The 15,584-nt window shown below is 57.5% G+C and carries 15 protein-coding genes; all 15 read right to left on the reverse strand.

Annotation, left to right across the window (positions count from 1 at the left end; translation table 11 throughout):
• Positions 1–285: 285 nt before the first annotated feature.
• Positions 286–561 carry an acyl carrier protein gene (locus ACL2XP_RS22980; protein ID WP_413735577.1) on the reverse strand — a complete coding sequence of 92 codons (276 nt, stop codon included), beginning with the start codon at positions 559–561 and terminating at the stop codon, positions 286–288.
• Positions 554–4,033: a hypothetical protein gene (locus ACL2XP_RS22985; protein WP_413735578.1), complete on the reverse strand. Its 3,480-nt coding sequence runs from the start codon at positions 4,031–4,033 to the stop codon at positions 554–556. Before ACL2XP_RS22985 ends, ACL2XP_RS22980 begins: the two co-directional genes overlap by 8 nt.
• Before the next feature lie 19 nt (positions 4,034–4,052).
• The gene (locus ACL2XP_RS22990) at positions 4,053–5,183 is read right to left on the reverse strand and encodes an IpaD/SipD/SspD family type III secretion system needle tip protein (RefSeq protein WP_413735579.1); all 1,131 of its coding nucleotides are present in this window, start codon (positions 5,181–5,183) and stop codon (positions 4,053–4,055) included.
• A gap of 50 nt (positions 5,184–5,233) precedes the next feature.
• Positions 5,234–6,349, reverse strand: coding sequence for an IpaC/SipC family type III secretion system effector (locus ACL2XP_RS22995; RefSeq protein ID WP_413735580.1), 1,116 nt, complete (start codon positions 6,347–6,349; stop codon positions 5,234–5,236).
• A 13-nt stretch (positions 6,350–6,362) separates the two neighbouring features.
• On the reverse strand, positions 6,363–8,153 hold the full coding sequence (sctE, locus tag ACL2XP_RS23000) for a type III secretion system translocon subunit SctE (protein WP_413735582.1): 1,791 nt from the start codon (positions 8,151–8,153) through the stop codon (positions 6,363–6,365).
• A 41-nt stretch (positions 8,154–8,194) separates the two neighbouring features.
• Positions 8,195–8,662 (reverse strand): type III secretion system translocator chaperone SicA, encoded by a 468-nt coding sequence (gene sicA / locus ACL2XP_RS23005; protein WP_413735583.1) that lies wholly within the window; start codon positions 8,660–8,662, stop codon positions 8,195–8,197.
• A 95-nt stretch (positions 8,663–8,757) separates the two neighbouring features.
• On the reverse strand, positions 8,758–9,816 hold the full coding sequence (locus ACL2XP_RS23010) for an EscU/YscU/HrcU family type III secretion system export apparatus switch protein (RefSeq protein WP_413735584.1): 1,059 nt from the start codon (positions 9,814–9,816) through the stop codon (positions 8,758–8,760).
• 82 nt (positions 9,817–9,898) lie between these two features.
• Positions 9,899–10,681 (reverse strand): type III secretion system export apparatus subunit SctT, encoded by a 783-nt coding sequence (gene sctT / locus ACL2XP_RS23015; RefSeq protein WP_413735586.1) that lies wholly within the window; start codon positions 10,679–10,681, stop codon positions 9,899–9,901.
• Between the two features lie 3 nt (positions 10,682–10,684).
• Positions 10,685–10,945 (reverse strand): EscS/YscS/HrcS family type III secretion system export apparatus protein, encoded by a 261-nt coding sequence (locus ACL2XP_RS23020; RefSeq protein ID WP_413735588.1) that lies wholly within the window; start codon positions 10,943–10,945, stop codon positions 10,685–10,687.
• 24 nt (positions 10,946–10,969) lie between these two features.
• Complete coding sequence (locus tag ACL2XP_RS23025; protein WP_413735590.1) at positions 10,970–11,626, reverse strand: EscR/YscR/HrcR family type III secretion system export apparatus protein; 657 nt, start codon at positions 11,624–11,626, stop codon at positions 10,970–10,972.
• A complete protein-coding gene (sctQ, locus tag ACL2XP_RS23030) occupies positions 11,616–12,551 on the reverse strand; it encodes a type III secretion system cytoplasmic ring protein SctQ (RefSeq protein ID WP_413735591.1) in 936 nt (311 codons plus the stop codon). The genes ACL2XP_RS23025 and sctQ overlap by 11 nt, the downstream gene beginning before the upstream one ends.
• Positions 12,548–13,453 carry a hypothetical protein gene (locus ACL2XP_RS23035; protein WP_413735593.1) on the reverse strand — a complete coding sequence of 302 codons (906 nt, stop codon included), beginning with the start codon at positions 13,451–13,453 and terminating at the stop codon, positions 12,548–12,550. Before ACL2XP_RS23035 ends, sctQ begins: the two co-directional genes overlap by 4 nt.
• On the reverse strand, positions 13,441–13,893 hold the full coding sequence (locus ACL2XP_RS23040; protein WP_413735594.1) for a hypothetical protein: 453 nt from the start codon (positions 13,891–13,893) through the stop codon (positions 13,441–13,443). Before ACL2XP_RS23040 ends, ACL2XP_RS23035 begins: the two co-directional genes overlap by 13 nt.
• Complete coding sequence (gene sctN / locus ACL2XP_RS23045; RefSeq protein WP_413735596.1) at positions 13,877–15,172, reverse strand: type III secretion system ATPase SctN; 1,296 nt, start codon at positions 15,170–15,172, stop codon at positions 13,877–13,879. The genes ACL2XP_RS23040 and sctN overlap by 17 nt, the downstream gene beginning before the upstream one ends.
• A complete protein-coding gene (gene spaK / locus ACL2XP_RS23050; RefSeq protein WP_413735598.1) occupies positions 15,173–15,574 on the reverse strand; it encodes an SPI-1 type III secretion system chaperone SpaK in 402 nt (133 codons plus the stop codon).
• Positions 15,575–15,584: the final 10 nt, after the last annotated feature.

The following is a 15,584-nucleotide window of genomic DNA, read 5'->3' on the forward strand; positions in this document are numbered from 1 at the left end:
GAGTATAATATGCCGCGAGATAACACTTCATGATGAAAATCTGATAAATTATTCTTCAAATGGACAATAAATAATTACGTAAATAATATTAAAAATTATAAACAATAATGGGTTGAACATCAGCCAGCGGGTCAACGCACCCGTAAAATCATTATTACACAGTTCGGCAAAAATATTGAGTATAAATATACTTAACCAAGCTCAATGAAATAAGAAACTCCTATAATAAGTTGAATTTTACGTGGAGATAACGCCGGGAAATTTTTCCCGGCGGATTATTTACCGCTATTTTTCCGCATGCCCTATTTTTTCACACACAATGGCGCGGAGATCCCCGACGGTTTCCATTGATAGCAGGTCACTTTCCGTAAGTTCGACGCCGAAAGTCTCGGCAACGCCGATTTCAATTTCCACCAGATCGAGGGAATCCACATAAAGTTCATTGACCAGATGGCAACTATCGGCGATTTCATGTTGCTGGCGGCCCAATCTGCACGCCAGCATGGCGTGCAGATTTTGTTGGATCAGGGGATTATCGCCGGTCCTCTGGGGGTTATTCATATTTTTTCCTGAATGCCGAACCGCTATTTTTTAGTCCGGCCAGTACGCCGGTTAAATCTTCCGCGGGCTGGTTTAGCGGCGCTATGCTCCTGGCCGGCGGCTGGCTGCGCGGATGCTGCGCCAGCCGCTTGCCCTGGTTGGACAGCACGACCGGCCCGGCGTCATGGCTGGGAGCCGCCCGGTCGCCGATGACCGCCCGCGGTTGCGCCAGCGGAGCCGCGCGCCGGGGAGCCGGGATAGCCGCCGGCCGCGAATCGATGACCGCTGCGGCCGGGGCCGGCTGGGTCACGGTGTAATCCCGCCTGATGGCGGATGCGGTGCGTTGGGCCACCTGCTGCGGCAGCGGCCGCCGGCCGGCGGCGTCCTGAGCGGCGTGCGGGCCATGCGGACCGTTATTTTCTTGCCCGGGGCGCGGATTTTGCGGGCCGCCGGCATCCTGAGCGGTGTGCGGGCCGCGCGGATCGCGATCTTCTTGCCCGGGGCGCGGATTTTGCAGGACGGCAGCGTCCTGAGCGGCGTGCGGGCCGTGGGGATCGTTATTTTCTTGTCCAGGGCGCAGATTGTGCGCCGCGACATCAACTTTCCTGAGCCCGGCCCGCAGGACTTGCGGGTCCTCGGCGGGCTGATTCAGCGGCGCGAAATGGGTAACCGGCGCCTGGCTGCGCGGATGCTGCGCCAGCCGCTTGCCCTGGTTGGACAGCACGACCGGCCCGGCGTCATGGCTGGGAGCCGCCCGGTCGCCGATGACCGCCCGCGGTTGCGCCAGCGGAGCCGCGCGCCGGGGAGCCGGGATAGCCGCCGGCCGCGAATCGATGACCGCCGCGGCCGGGGCCGGCTGGGTCACGGTGTAATCCCGCCTGATGGCGGATGCGGTGCGTTGGGCCACCTGCGGCAGCGGCCGCCGGCCGGCGGCGTCCTGAGCGGCGTGCGGGCCATGCGGACCGTTATTTTCTTGCCCGGGGCGCGGATTTTGCCGGCCGCCGGCATCCTGAGCGGTGTGCGGGCCGCGCGGATCGTTATTTTCTTGTCCAGGGCGCGGATTGCGCGCCGCGACATCAACTTTCCTGAGCCCGGCCCGCAGGACTTGCGGGTCCTCGGCGGGCTGATTCAGCGGCGCGAAATGGGTAACCGGCGCCTGGCTGCGCGGATGCTGCGCCAGCCGTTTGCCCTGGTTGGACAGCACGGCCGGCCCGGCGTCATGGCGGGGAGCCGCCCGGTCGCCGATGACCGCCCGCGGTTGCGCCAGCGGAGCCGCGCGCCGGGGAGCCGGGATAGCCGCCGGCCGCGAATCGATGACCGCCGCGGCCGGGGCCGGCTGGGTCACGGTGTAATCCCGCCTGATGGCGGATGCGGTGCGTTGGGCCACCTGCGGCAGCGGCCGCCGGCCGGCGGCGTCCTGAGCGGCGTGCGGGCCATGCGGACCGTTATTTTCTTGCCCGGGGCGCGGATTTTGCCGGCCGCCGGCATCCTGAGCGGTGTGCGGGCCGCGCGGATCGTTATTTTCTTGTCCAGGGCGCGGATTGCGCGCCGCGACATCAACTTTCCTGAGCCCGGCCCGCAGGACTTGCGGGTCCTCGGCGGGCTGATTCAGCGGCGCGAAATGGGTAACCGGCGCCTGGCTGCGCGGATGCTGCGCCAGCCGTTTGCCCTGGTTGGACAGCACGGCCGGCCCGGCGTCATGGCGGGGAGCCGCCCGGTCGCCGATGACCGCCCGCGGTTGCGCCAGCGGAACCGAACGCTGGGGGGCGGGGATAGCCGCCGGCCGCGAATCGATGACCGCCGCGGCCGGGGCCGGCTGGGTCACGGTGTAATCCCGCCTGATGGCGGATGCGGTGCGTTGGGCCACCTGCGGCAGCGGCCGCCGGCCGGCGCTGGCCTTTCCGGCCGGCATTACTTGCGCGCCGCCAATCCCGGTCGGGGAAGTATCCCGCGGCGGCGTCAGCATAAACGTACGCCGCGACGCGGCGTTTTCGGGCGGCAACGAGTAGGCGCGCGCGAGGGCGCCCAAGGAATTTACGGCGGCTGACTCCGCCTGCGCGGCGGTTAATGGCTCGCCGGCTCGTACGCCCTGCGCCTGGCCGGCGGATGGCGGTTCAACTTGCGCTGCCGTGGCGGGCCGCCCGGCAAGATTATCCGCCGAACGCGCGCGCGCGGCGCCGGGGCGGGGAAACGCGCCGGCCTGGCGGTCGCCATGGGCCGCGGTATTATTGGCCGGAGCAAAGGTCAGGTTGGTGGGCGCGAAGGTCAGATTGGTGGGCGCAAAGGTCAGGTTGGTGGGCGCGAAGGTCTGGTTGGTGGGCGCGAAGGTCTGGTTGGTGGGCGCGAAGACCTGCGTCGGCGCATAAATATTGTTGTAATAATTATAGGTATTGTAGGTAGCGCCGGGAGCCTGATGATCATCGCGCGCCGTGCGCCCGGCTTCTGGCCCGGGCCGCGGAACTTCCGGCAGCGGTTCGGGGCCGGCGGCATGGGACGGACCATCGGGCCGCTGAACGCCGGCCGGCCCGGTCGGGGATTCAGCCAGCCCGTCCGCCAGCTCGCGCAGGAAATGGAGCTTGGTGATTTGCACATTAAACGAATCGGCGATCGTCCGGATATCCACCGAAATATTGTCTTCCATACCCTGAAAAATATTCTCGGTTTTCTGATAGGCATGGCGGTCAAAGTACTGGCTGAACTCCCGCATTGACTCATCGGTCAGCTTGCCGGATATTTTTTGCTCTACATATTTGATCGCAAAAGGAATAATATGTTTTTCATATAATATTTTCCCGGCATTCAGCTTGCCCTCGCCGTACATTTTCGCCAGTACGCCCACCAGTTTATTTTCCAGGGCGCCGACTTTAAGGCAGGCGGACGCCTTGCCCGGCTGCGGGCTGCCGAAGATCGATTTTTTGCCCAGGCCATCCTTGACCATCATATCGGTCAGTTCCCGTATGATGCCATCCAGTTCCTGCTTTACCTGCTCGCCGGGATGCGCCAGCGTAGCCATTTGATAGACCGCCGCGATATTGGGCAACCTGAACTCGCGGGCGATACTGTTGCCATCCGGGTCGTTATACAGCCGCCGCAGCTCGGCGCCGCATTTGGGATTGGCGCGAAACAGCAGTTCCAGGCCCTGCTGATTGAATTGCGTTTTAAAATCGTCGAGGGAGATGATTTTTTCAGCGCCGGATTGCCCCGCGCCGCGGTCCGCGTCCGCGGGGGCGATACCGGTCACGCTATGATCAAAGGCGCCCCCGCCGGACGAAAGCAGGCTATCTTGACCCGCTGCCCGTGCCGCCCGGTTTTTTGACGCGCCGGCGGAACGATCAACATGAGATCCTTTTTTACCGGACGCTGATATCACGCGGGGCTGGCCATTGCCCACCCGCCTTATCTGATTCGGCCAGGCCGGTTTATCAGATAACAAGAGCTGGTTAAAGCGCTGCGGCGGCAGGCTGATTGACGTCATGTTGATGGAATTGGTCATAATAATCTCTCACTGGCAGCTAAAACGAGGCGATAATCTGTTTAAGGGCATCGGCACCTGAGGTAATGGATGAACTCAAGACTTTTACCAGGGTATCGAACATGGCGTTGGCATTGCCGTATTTGGTGGTCAAGGTTTGCAGCGTGGTTTTGAACTTGTCCGCCTGGGCGTCAAAGCCGCTGCGCCATGATTGATACTGAAAGGTGTTCATGGGTTTAACGCCGCTATCGGTTAAATCTTTTTTGATGGCCTCCAGCGGAGAAAGATCCATCCTGACCACATAACCGCCGTTGTAGGGCTGGACACATTTGGCGTCGATGCCCAGCTCTTTGGCCCACTCTTCCGCTTGGGCTTTGGTTACGCCGCCGGATTCCGGAAACAGGATACCGGCGGCCCCCACGGAGTACCGGTCGATCAATTTCTGGATCTCATCTAGCACCGCGCGATCAAACTGCATGGTCTGATTGCCTTTGTCATCGGTGGTAACTTTAAGATGGCGGGTCAAGCCGCTCATGAAATCGCTGAAATCCCGGAACAGGTTGGTATAGCGCTCCACCACCGTCTCATACACTTTGAGGTATTGCGTTTCGATCAGGCCGATGCTGTCCACGACTTGTTGCCAAAGCTCGGCATTACTGACAAACGAGGTGGCGGCATCGCCGGCGGCGAGACCGGCCGCCCGCGGGCTGATAAATCCGGAGAGATCCGGCGGCGCGGGCAAATGCGCCCCGCTCTCGATAGCCCCGTTTAATTTGGCGTTGGCCGCGTGCCGGATTACCGCGAGTTCCCCGTCAAAGGCAAACGCCCGGGCGGGACGGCCCCCGGCGCTCCCGGTGGTTTCCAGCGGGGCCTGGCCGGCAGGGGCGGGCGCGGCGGCCAGCGCCTGCTGGCGGTCGGTAACCTGCCCGATCGCGTCGCGGGTGTGGGCGGCGACCTGTCGGCAGGCGCGGTCTAAGGCCATGCGGCAATGGTCCCATTCCGCTTTGGCGTCGGCCAGCATAAGATGGTTTGCCGCCGGCTGCGGATTATCGGCCGCCGGCGAGGGGGGCGCAGTAACGCCCAGTCCCGGCGCGCCGGCAACGGGCGGTGCGCCAGGCGTCGCGGGTGCGCCCGGCATGGGCCGCATAACGGTAAAATTCAGATTTTCCATGGTCAGGTCACTCCGCGCCGTCCGCCAATCGTGGGCGGCGCTATTGAATATTAAACCGATTTACCGGCTATCATATTGGCCGTATCCAAATGGCCTTTTTGAATCTCGGCTAATTTTTGCTGCAATGTTTGCAGTAAATTCTCATGATCGCGGGCATTGGTATTGCTGGTGTCCGCCAGGCCGTCGGCCACCTGCCCCGCCTGCTGCAGCATATGTTGCTGGGCGTTCTCATTGGCCTGGATAACCTGGGTGTTGCCGCCGACGATGCCCGTGGTGGGATGGGCCATTTGCGAAATCAGCACGCCCTTCATTTTGGTTGCCTCGGCTTTGGCCATCAGGTTTTTATAATCGTTCTCTTCTTTATCGATCCTGGTTTGCGCCTTGATTTCGGTCTCGCGTTTGATGTGGGCGTTTTGCGCCGACGTTACGTTCGGGCTATGCTCTTTAACCGCGAAATTGCGTCCGTCGGTAGTGGCGAGTTTCGGCCGCGGCGGCATGGCGGGTACCGCCGGCGATGCGGCGGTACCCTTGGCGCCGTTGAGTTTGTTCATCGCCAGATCCGTCTTGGCCTGCTGGACCTGTTTCAAATTATTGTTGATGGCGTAGCGCTCGTTTTTAATCGCCTTGCCTTGCAAAGAGGCGCCCGCGCCGGCGATAGCGGTGCTGAATGCCGCCTGGGTGATTGCCCCGCTCAGCGCCGCCTGCCCGGAGGCCCTCATGGCGCTGGCCACGCCATCGGCCATTTGCCCTTTAACCAGCGCCATATCCGACTGATTGTGCCGATCGGCGGTTTTATTTGATTGCAGCGCCTGCAAAATAACGGCAAATAAAGCGGCGATATTACTGGTGGACAAATTGCCCACCTCGAATTTTTTCATCTCGGTTTTGCCGGCAATCAGCTTGGCCAAATCCTCGACCGGATCGCCTTCTCCGGCGCGTTGCGCCAGCGCCTGCCCCAACTGCCCGGCGCTCATCGCCCTGGACTTATCCGGCATACGCAGGGCATCGGCGGCGCCAACGCCCGCAACCCCCTGGTTGATTTGCGCCGCGCGATTGGCCAATTCCCCGCTGGTATCGGCCGGGCGCTGCTTTATGTCCTGCACGGCATCTTGCACCGCTGGATTGTTATAGATGGCGTGTTGCGGTTGAATTACCAAAGTGGTCATAATAGCTATCCTTTTAAGCAAATGTATTTCTAAGAATCATGTTGTTGGTACCGGCCGCATTCATTTGTATTTCTGATAAATCGGCCCATTTTTGCTGTATGTTTTTCTGGCTTTCGCTGAAATTATCCAACAAGGTTTCAAGTAATTTCTTTATCTGATCCAGCACGCTGGCCGATAAGGTAAAACCCGCCAGAATATCCTGGGCATTTTTTTCCGCCACGCCGCGCGCCACGCCCAATCCGCCCTGTACACCCGTAGTAGTCACGGTTGCGCCCACGTTTACCGCATTAAGATTATTGGAATATTTTTGCAGCGTTGCCGTATCCGACTTCAGCCCTAATCGATCCATCAGGCGTTTCATACCGTCGGATAACGCCATGCCGGATTTATTGGCCAGGTTTTTCAATACATCGGGCACTATTTTTTTGATCGCTTCACCGATCATTTTGCCTAAGGCCGAGGACGCGAATTTACTGGCGGCGGCCTTGCCGACAACAACGACGGCAATAATCAGCGCTACGGCGACCAGCGCCCCGACGATATTACCGACCATATTGGCGGTCGTGGAATCCACCCCCATTTTTTCCAGCATTTGGGTAATGCCTTTACTTAGCGCTTCCACCAAGGGTTGAATCACCTTTTCCATGATGGGATTTAAAATTTTCTCCATGAAGGACACGCCGGTAATGGCCTTGCCGATTTGATCGCCCACCATCAGCGCCAGCCCCACCGCGGCGAACGCCAGGCTGGCGCCGCCGGAAAACGCCGCCCCTATCACGCTCAGGGCGGTAATCAGACCACCGAGGATTTTGCCGACGCAGCCCATCGCCTTATTAAGCTCGTCGGCTTTACGCATTTCCGCCGCGGCTTTATCCGCCTGGTTTTTCAAATCCTGCTGGACGGCCACCTGGATACGCTGGAACAACTCGGCATCGCTTTCCAGCGCTTGCTGGCTATTTTTATCCACTAGCGTAATAAAAATGCCGATTAACAGCATCATCCGCGCCATGGCGTCCAGGGCCTGTTCGGCGTGCTCTTTGGTTGCCAGGCTTTGCTGGCTGCCGGTCAGCTGCATTTTGCCGTACAAGTCGTCCACCGCCTGCGCTTTATCGTTGGCTACCTGGTACGACGCATCGGCTTTGGCTTGCGCCTTCGCCATGTGTTCACCAGCGGTTTTCAGTTCGTTTTCCGCCGCCGACAGCGCCTGTTGCGCCTGGACATAGCCCTCATCTTCCGGGCTTAACAGCCCCAGGGCTTCCCCTGCCTGCTGGTAAACCCGCCGCTGCGTTTCCAGCGCCGTCTTGGCCTGTTGCAGCGCATCCATATCGCCAAGGGCCTTGTCATATGCCGCCTGGCTCTCGGTCACCGCCTGTTGGAACTGTTTGGCCAGCTCAGTGTTGGAGTGCCGCAACGCGGCGCTATTGGCCACTGAAATTTCCAGGCGGTTCGCCAGCTCCTGCAGGGAAACATTCGCCAATAACACCATGGCCTGGCCCAGCAAATAGGTAAATTTGGCGTTACTGTCGAGCTTACCCTCGGCGCCAAGGGATATCTTCGGCAACGGCAATTCAGGGGCGCCGTTTTTGCCCAACGGCGCCGGCGCGCCGCGAGGGGTTTTATCGCTTAATACCGCCAGCAATTCTTGTGCCGCGCCCTGCGCTTGTTTAAACAAAGTCTGGGCTTTGGACGGAGAAATATGCGTCTTATCAAATAGCGCCGAACCGGGCGTATTTTTTTTATCGACAATTTCTTCCGGGAGGTTGGTATAACCTAATTCAATACTGAGTTTAATGGCATCCGTCATATACGTTCTCCATTTTTTGAGAGAAATTCATTTAACTTTTCCTAATGATTTATCGTATCCAGGTAGGCTTTGGCCCGGATGCGAAAGGCTTCTTCCTGGCTATGCTCGATGACCAGTTCGAAACACTGTTTAGCTTTATTGGCCTTTTGCATCAACAATTGGCATTGACCGCTGAAAAATACTGGCCGATAGTCGTTTTGCGCCAAGGCAAACGCTACCGCATAAATATCCGCGGCTTTTTGGAATTGCTTTTGCAATTGATATACCGCGCCTAACCCCATGTAGTAATCCGGATTATAAAAATCATAAATGCACAAAAAACGGAAAAAAGTCGCGGCTTCGTCCAATTGGCCTTTGTTATAGAATGCATATGCATGTGCATATAATCCTTCCATCATCTCATCAGAGAGATCGTGTACATCTTTTAATGTGGTACCACTATTAACCGCGTTCCACAGCATATCCGCAATCTGATCTTCACTGACATTGGCATTATCATTAACAGTCATATTTTACTCCTGAAAATGTCACCATCGACAAGGATGTGACGTTATTAAATCATTAAGAAGGCACTGAAACTTTCAACTATCGCTCACCGATAAACCTACTCGGATTTAGGCGACTCTTCATTATCGCGCCAGGCATTTTCTACTTGCCGTAGCCACGTCATTAAACGCAACACTTCATCCAATTCTTCCAATCCAATAAAAGAATAGATACGGTGGGTTTTATAAATTTTCCGGGCCAGGGAAATATCACGAATAACCGGTACGCCGACTTTTTCGGCGTAAGTGCGCACGGCCAATGCCCGCTGGTTACATTCCAATACCGAGATAAACGGCGCAGGTACGATTTCAGGATTGAAATAGATACCAATGGCGATATGCGTCGGGTTAGCGATAATAAACTGCGAGTTCCTGATATCCGCTTTGGTCTGTTCCGACAAAATTTCCATATGGATTTGCCGGCGTTTTGCTTTAACCTCCGGATTGCCGTCCTGTTCTTTCATTTCCCGTTTCACTTCCTGCTTATCCATCTTCAACTCTTTGATATGCAGAAAATAATCGGCAATCGCATCCAGTAATGACACCAGCAGGATGCACGCCAGGCAGGTCAGGACCAGCGAAAGCAATAATTTGCTCCAGATGTCCACAATCGCCGCCGTATCCCCGTGCACCTGGGAAAATAGCAGCACCTTATGGTTGTGCCAGGTGATAACGATGGCGCAGGCGAAACTCAGCAGATAGAGCAAGGATTTAACAGTATCTTTAATGGTACGCAGGCTAAATATTTTCTTTATGCCTTTCGTCGGATTGAGGGCATTCAGATTGATTTTCAAGGCTTTGGTGGCGATCACAAAACCGGTTTGCAGTAGGGTAGGTAACGCCGAAGCCAGTACGCAGACCACCAAAACCGGAACAATCAGTTTTAACGCCAGCAGCAAAATAGCCGTGCTGTAGGCTTTGATATCTAATTCAAAATTGCCGGCGATCGGATGGCGATAGGCCACCATCAGCTCGGTTAACGAACTTATCGACGTCAACCAGATAACGCCGCACAGCAGCATGCAGGCGATAATCAAATCACGGCATTTGAAGGTTTGCCCTTTTTGCGCGGCATCTTTCAGGCGTTTCGCCGTTGGTTTTTCGGTCTTGTTTGACATACGTTTCCCGCAGCTGTTGGGCGCCGTTGTTATAAAGTCATTCGATAATATTTAACCTGACATAGCAGATTAAATTCGGTGATTAATGATTTTCAGTCACGATGGTCAACCAGGTACCGAGCTGATTCTGGTTGAGCCATAACGACCTGAACGCCTCAGGTAATATGGGTGAAAAATAGAGAATAATAATAAAAAACGCCACCAGGCTTTTTACCGTTAACGAAATGGAAAATGCATTCATCTGCGGCGCAAACCGCGACAGCAGTCCCAATAAAATCTCCGAAAGCAACAGCGCAGCCAATACCGGACTGGCAAGGATAATGACTTTACTCATTAATTGCGTTATCAGCCCGAAGGTAGGGACCAATGCCGGCGAACAGGTCGATAAGGGCTCGCACAGCTGATAGCTGGTCCTGAATGTTTCCAGCAGCAGCGTCAGCCCGCCCCCCAGCAAAAACAGGGCGCCGGCAAACAGGTTGAATAAATTGGCCAGCTCGGAGGTATCCACTCCGCTCATGGGGTCCAGCGTGCTGCTGATGGTGGCGCCGCGCTGGTTATCGATAAAGCTGCCGATACCGTGCATAATCCAGAAAGGCATGGCAAATAAGATCCCCAATATCAGCCCGATAAACACCTCCTGGAACAGGATAAGCAAATACCCGTTAATATCATCCAGAGGCAGCGCATTTATGGGGTATGGCCACAGCGAGGCGCCAATCAGCATGATTACCGGCATACGGATAGTGGCGCTGAGAATGCCGCTGGTAAAAAACGGCAGTAAAAAAAAGGCGGGCGTAATTCTTGCCGACCCCATCACCCCAGTGGCTAACCAGTGCGGCAGGTCAGAAAAAGCCGTGATATCCATAGGTTATTGCCGGCTCAGCGCCATGCTAATCACTTCGCGGCCGAATCCCAGCAAGGTTTCTCCATACCAACCCGACAGGATAAACAGGCAAAGCGTGACGCTTAATAATTTTATGCCAAAGGGTAATGTCTGTTCCTGTAATTGCATCACCGTTTGAAATAGCCCCACTAACAGCCCTACCACCGTGGCCACCAAAATAGGACCGGCGGATAATAGCAGCACCAGGTATAAAGCTTTATTACCTGCAAAAACCACATCGTTCATTTTTTTACCCTATTTTCCTGAAGGCTACGTGGCCAAATCGATATACTGTAAAATCAAACCTTGGGAAAGTAAGGTCCAGCCGTCCAGTACGACAAAAAGAATAAGTTTGATCGGTACCGAGATCGTTATCGGGCTCATCATCATCATTCCCAGCGCCAGCAAAATACTCGAAATAAGCAGGTCCACCACCACAAAAGGCAGATATAAGTAGAACCCGATTTTAAAGGCGTTTTTTATTTCGCTTAACGCATAGGCCGGCAGCAGCGCCAGCATCGACGGAGGCGATAATTCGTCGTCATTATGATCGTCAGCGTTCTGCGCCGACTGGGCCCGCTCAAAAAAACGGGCTAATTCCGGGTCTGAATATTTTTGCAGGTAGCTTTTATATCCGTCCAGACCGTTCTCCATGAAATTAATCACGGAATCCGAACTGGCCATATCCACCTGATGCTCCTGGAACGAGGCATAGGCGTCGCGTGCCACCGGCGCCATAACAAATAGCGCCAGCAGCAAGGCAACGCCGTTGAGGGTGGTATTCGAGGGTACCTGCTGTAGGCCCAGGGCGTTTCGCACCATGACAAATACAATGGAAAACTTGATATAGCAGGTTCCGGACGCGATCAGAAACGGCAATAACGATAAAAACGTTAATACGCCGATTAACCCCAGGTCACTGGTCATCGGGCATATCCTGATAGAGTTCCATCACTTCCACTCCCAGGCGGTCCTCCAATTGCACTAATTCACCGCGGGCCAGCAGGGCGCCATTGGCCCTGATCTCGATTTTTTTCTCGCTGGCCGGGTCCATTTCAAGCACCTTGCCGGCAAACAGTTGTTGTATTTCGCCGATGGCGAGATATCGCCGTTGCAAAATAAATTCCAGTTTTAGCGGCACGGGGCTTAGCGCATCGCTCATGCCGGCCGGGCCCGGGTTTCCCGGCTCGTCTTCTTCAGGCAGGTCATATTCTTCGTAATGTTCGTCCATCATAATCATCTCTTCGTTTTGAAAAAATTGGCCGATAATCTTGCCCTGGCATATAACCTGCCGGTCGGCGCGGGTAATGAGCATCACATCGCCCACGGCGAGCCTGGCCGCCAGCCCGGCCGGTAGCCGGCTGGTGCCGATTACCCATTTCACCGCCAACGGTATGTGCCCCAGGCGCAGCGGAGCCAACGCCGGGGGCGGCACCCCGCAATCGTCTAATGCGGTGACCCAAAGCGGGCATTCACGGGCGGATAAACGGGGCAAGGGCGACGCCGGGCCGGACGGCGCAGCCACCATGGCTTCCGCGCGCAGCGACCGGTAGGGCAAAGCGTAATGTTCAAAGGTCAGCGGCTGGGCCACGGCATTAAACAACGCCATGATTTTGCCATCGTCGCAGGCATGCCCAGCCATGGCGGCAAGTTCCGGGGCGTGGTACGCCAGCCAGGTCCTGGCATGGATAATTGCCCGCCAGGCGCCGTTATCGGCGCTAATGGCCATTTGGCCCTGGCCGCCAGCGGGCGCGTCCAGCCCGACGGCGATCCCGTGCGCGCGCCAAGTCGCCAGCGCCTGCCGCCAGGCGATATCCGCCCGCGACAGTGCGCGCAATTGCAAATGACTCACTGATCCTCCTCCCGCGGTTCTTCCCGATCCCGGCCCCGCTGACGCTGTTGATCGGAGGCGGGCATAACCCTGTAACCGTCGGCCTCGGGCCGGTTGGCCAGCAGATTGTCATGGGTCAATTTGTTGGATGGCATCAGGATTTTTTGCCCGTCCAGGGAAATCTGCACGCTGTTTACCCCGGAGGCGTACTCCGACTTAAAGGTAAAGGTGGCGGTTTTTCCGCTGCCCGGTGCGGTCGACGACCTCTGCGGCGCCGGCATATTGATGCCCTGGCGCGGCTCCTGGGCCAGCCAGTCGGGGGCCTTGGGCCGTGACGGCGCCGATTCGGGAAGCGGCCGGGCCATGGCCGGATACGCGGCCGCCGGCGGTTCGCCTTGGTCAACCGGCGTTGGCGCGCCGGCGGTGTCACGCGGTTCCGGTTCGCTCGCGGGCGGCGGCGCGGCATGCTTTGCCTTGGACCGGTCAAAGGTTTCCTGCGCAGGCGCCGGGGAATGCGGCGCCGCCAAGGAAGCCAGGGGCGTCGGAGCCGGTTTCCCGGCGGACTTGGCCGCTGTGTTCAACGACTGCGCCAAGCGGCCATCGAGGGTCCAGCCCACCGAGCCGGCGCCGCGTTGATCCCGCCTGGCCCGTTTCCCCGCCTGTGGAATATCCGTAACCTGCCGCGGCAGGAGTCCCGGGACCGTCAAGCCCGCGCCATCTTCAATTTCGCCGCGTTTTCGTTTGCCGGTGCTGCCTTCGCCCTTGGACGGCCGGCCCGCGGCATCGTCCCCTTCGGTTTGAGACCGGGCGATCCGCTGCTGATGGACCGCGCTTTCGGCGGCCCGGGCGGTGATATCCACCGCCGGCGCGTGGCCGGACGCCCCATAGCCCGGATAACCCGCCGATCGATTTAAGATTTCCACGTTATTATCTCCTGCATCTCGGTTTCATCCTGGCGGAGCCGGAGTAACCGCAATGTCTGTTTTTTCCGCTTGAGCAATGATTGATATTTGTCTTGTTGGCGCTGCCAGCGCTGCCGCTCCGACCCGATGGCCTGGAGTTGCTGCCCCAGGTCCAGGCATTGCTGGTTTAACCGGGTTTCCTGCAGGCCCAGCTCCAGAATCCGGCGCCGCAATACCGCCAGCCGGCGTTGCCGTAAAAAAAGCTCGCTTCGATCCAACGGCCCCTGGGGCCGCTCCAATTCAAGCAATTGCCGCAGGCCGGCGCGCTGCTGTTGCAAGGCGGCTTGCTCCGCCATGACCTCTTGCCGGCGGCGTTCAGTGGTGATCAACCGCAGATCGCACCGCTGGCTATTAACCTCGCACCGGCGCACCAGGGTGCTGATTTTATGAAACAGCGTCATACATCACCTGAAGCGTGGCGTTGAAATCCGTGCGTTCCTCCAGAGACTGGCGCAGCAAATCCTGCAATGCCTGGCGCTTGTTCATGGCGCGATCGTTTTCCGCGTTTTCGCCGGCTTGGTATTCGCCCAGATCGAGAAATATTTGCAGCTCCTCAAGCTTGGCCAGCAGCCGGCGGACTTCTCCCGCCAGGCTTTGATGATGTTCCTGGGTCACTTGTCCGGCCACGCGGCTGATGCTGCGCAGGATATCTATCGCCGGATAGTGGTTTTGCGCCGCCAGTTTGCGGCTCAGGTAAATATGCCCGTCGAGGATCGAGCGGATCTCGTCGGCTATGGGGTCCGGCTCATCGTCGCTTTCCAGCAAAATGGTATAAAAGGCGGTGATGCTGCCGCGGCGGGTATTGCCCGGACGCTCAAGAATGCGCGGCATGGCGTCAAAAACCGATGCCGGGTATCCCCTGCGCGCCGGGGCCTGTCCCTGGGCCAGGGCCACATCGCGCAGCGCCCGCGCATAGCGGGTGATGGAGTCCATAAACAGCACCACCCGCTTACCCCGATCGCGGAAATACTCGGCTATGGTGGTCGCGACCATGGCGGCATTACAGCGATCGAGCGACGAGTAATCCGACGTGGCGTAAACCAGAATACATTGGCCCTGCCGTCCCGAACGGCGCAGCGCCTCGGTGAACTCGGTGACCTCGCGGCCGCGCTCGCCGATTAAGCCGATCACGAACACATCCGCATCCGCCTGATCGATCAGCATATGCATCAGCACGGTTTTACCGCAGCCGGCCGAAGCGAAAATGCCCACCCGCTGCCCGATGCCGCAGGTCAGCAGGCCGTCAATGGCCCTGATGCCCGTGATAAAGGGTTGGCGAATGCCGCTACGCTCGGAATACGCGGGCGCATCGGTATCGATATTGCGGATTTCCGGTTGGCAACTTGCGGCCGGCGGGATAAGCCGCTCGGCGATACGCCCGGTGGGGTCGATCACCGTGCCCAGCAGGTCCTCGCTGACGTTGACCACCAGCTGCTGGCCGGTCGGGTGCAGCACCACATCCCGGGATAGCCCCCGGCTGGGGCCGATGAGGCTTAATACCGTGCGCTCATGGTGAAATCCCAGCACCTGGGCGCGGGCAATAACGTCCCGGCACGCCCAGCTGCGGCGAATTTCACAAATTTCGCCCACTTTCACCCCGGGCAGGACCGCCTCGATGATGGGACCGGTCAAGCGCAGGGGCAAAGCCTGCCGGCGCAGCAGCCGCAAGTGATGTGTCATTTACTGCATAACCTCGACAAAACGTTCCAGACGCTCGAAGAAGCCGCTGAGCGCCACCGCAAAATTTTGTCCGCTGGTCAGGCAAGTGGGATTGAGCAGCGCCTTCAGCTCAAGGTAACCCTCATTTTTGGCCAGTAAAAACTGCTCGCCGCGAATAAACTCGGCGCTGCGCATCAACTCGCCCAGTAATGCCGGGGCCCGCTGTTCCAGCGTATTCTCGTTATATTCCGCAATGCGCGACCATAACCAAATATCTTCCTCCTGGCTGCTGATATAAATGCTTGGCAGATCATTAAAATCAAGTGCAATAGTTGAATGGCTATCAAAATTATCCAACAAATTTGGATCACAGCCACTGTCCAGTAAGGCTTCACGAACTAAAGCGGCGATATCAACATACATGTATTTTACT

The organism is Sodalis sp. RH21, from assembly GCF_047324175.1.
GTDB lineage: Bacteria > Pseudomonadota > Gammaproteobacteria > Enterobacterales > Enterobacteriaceae > Acerihabitans.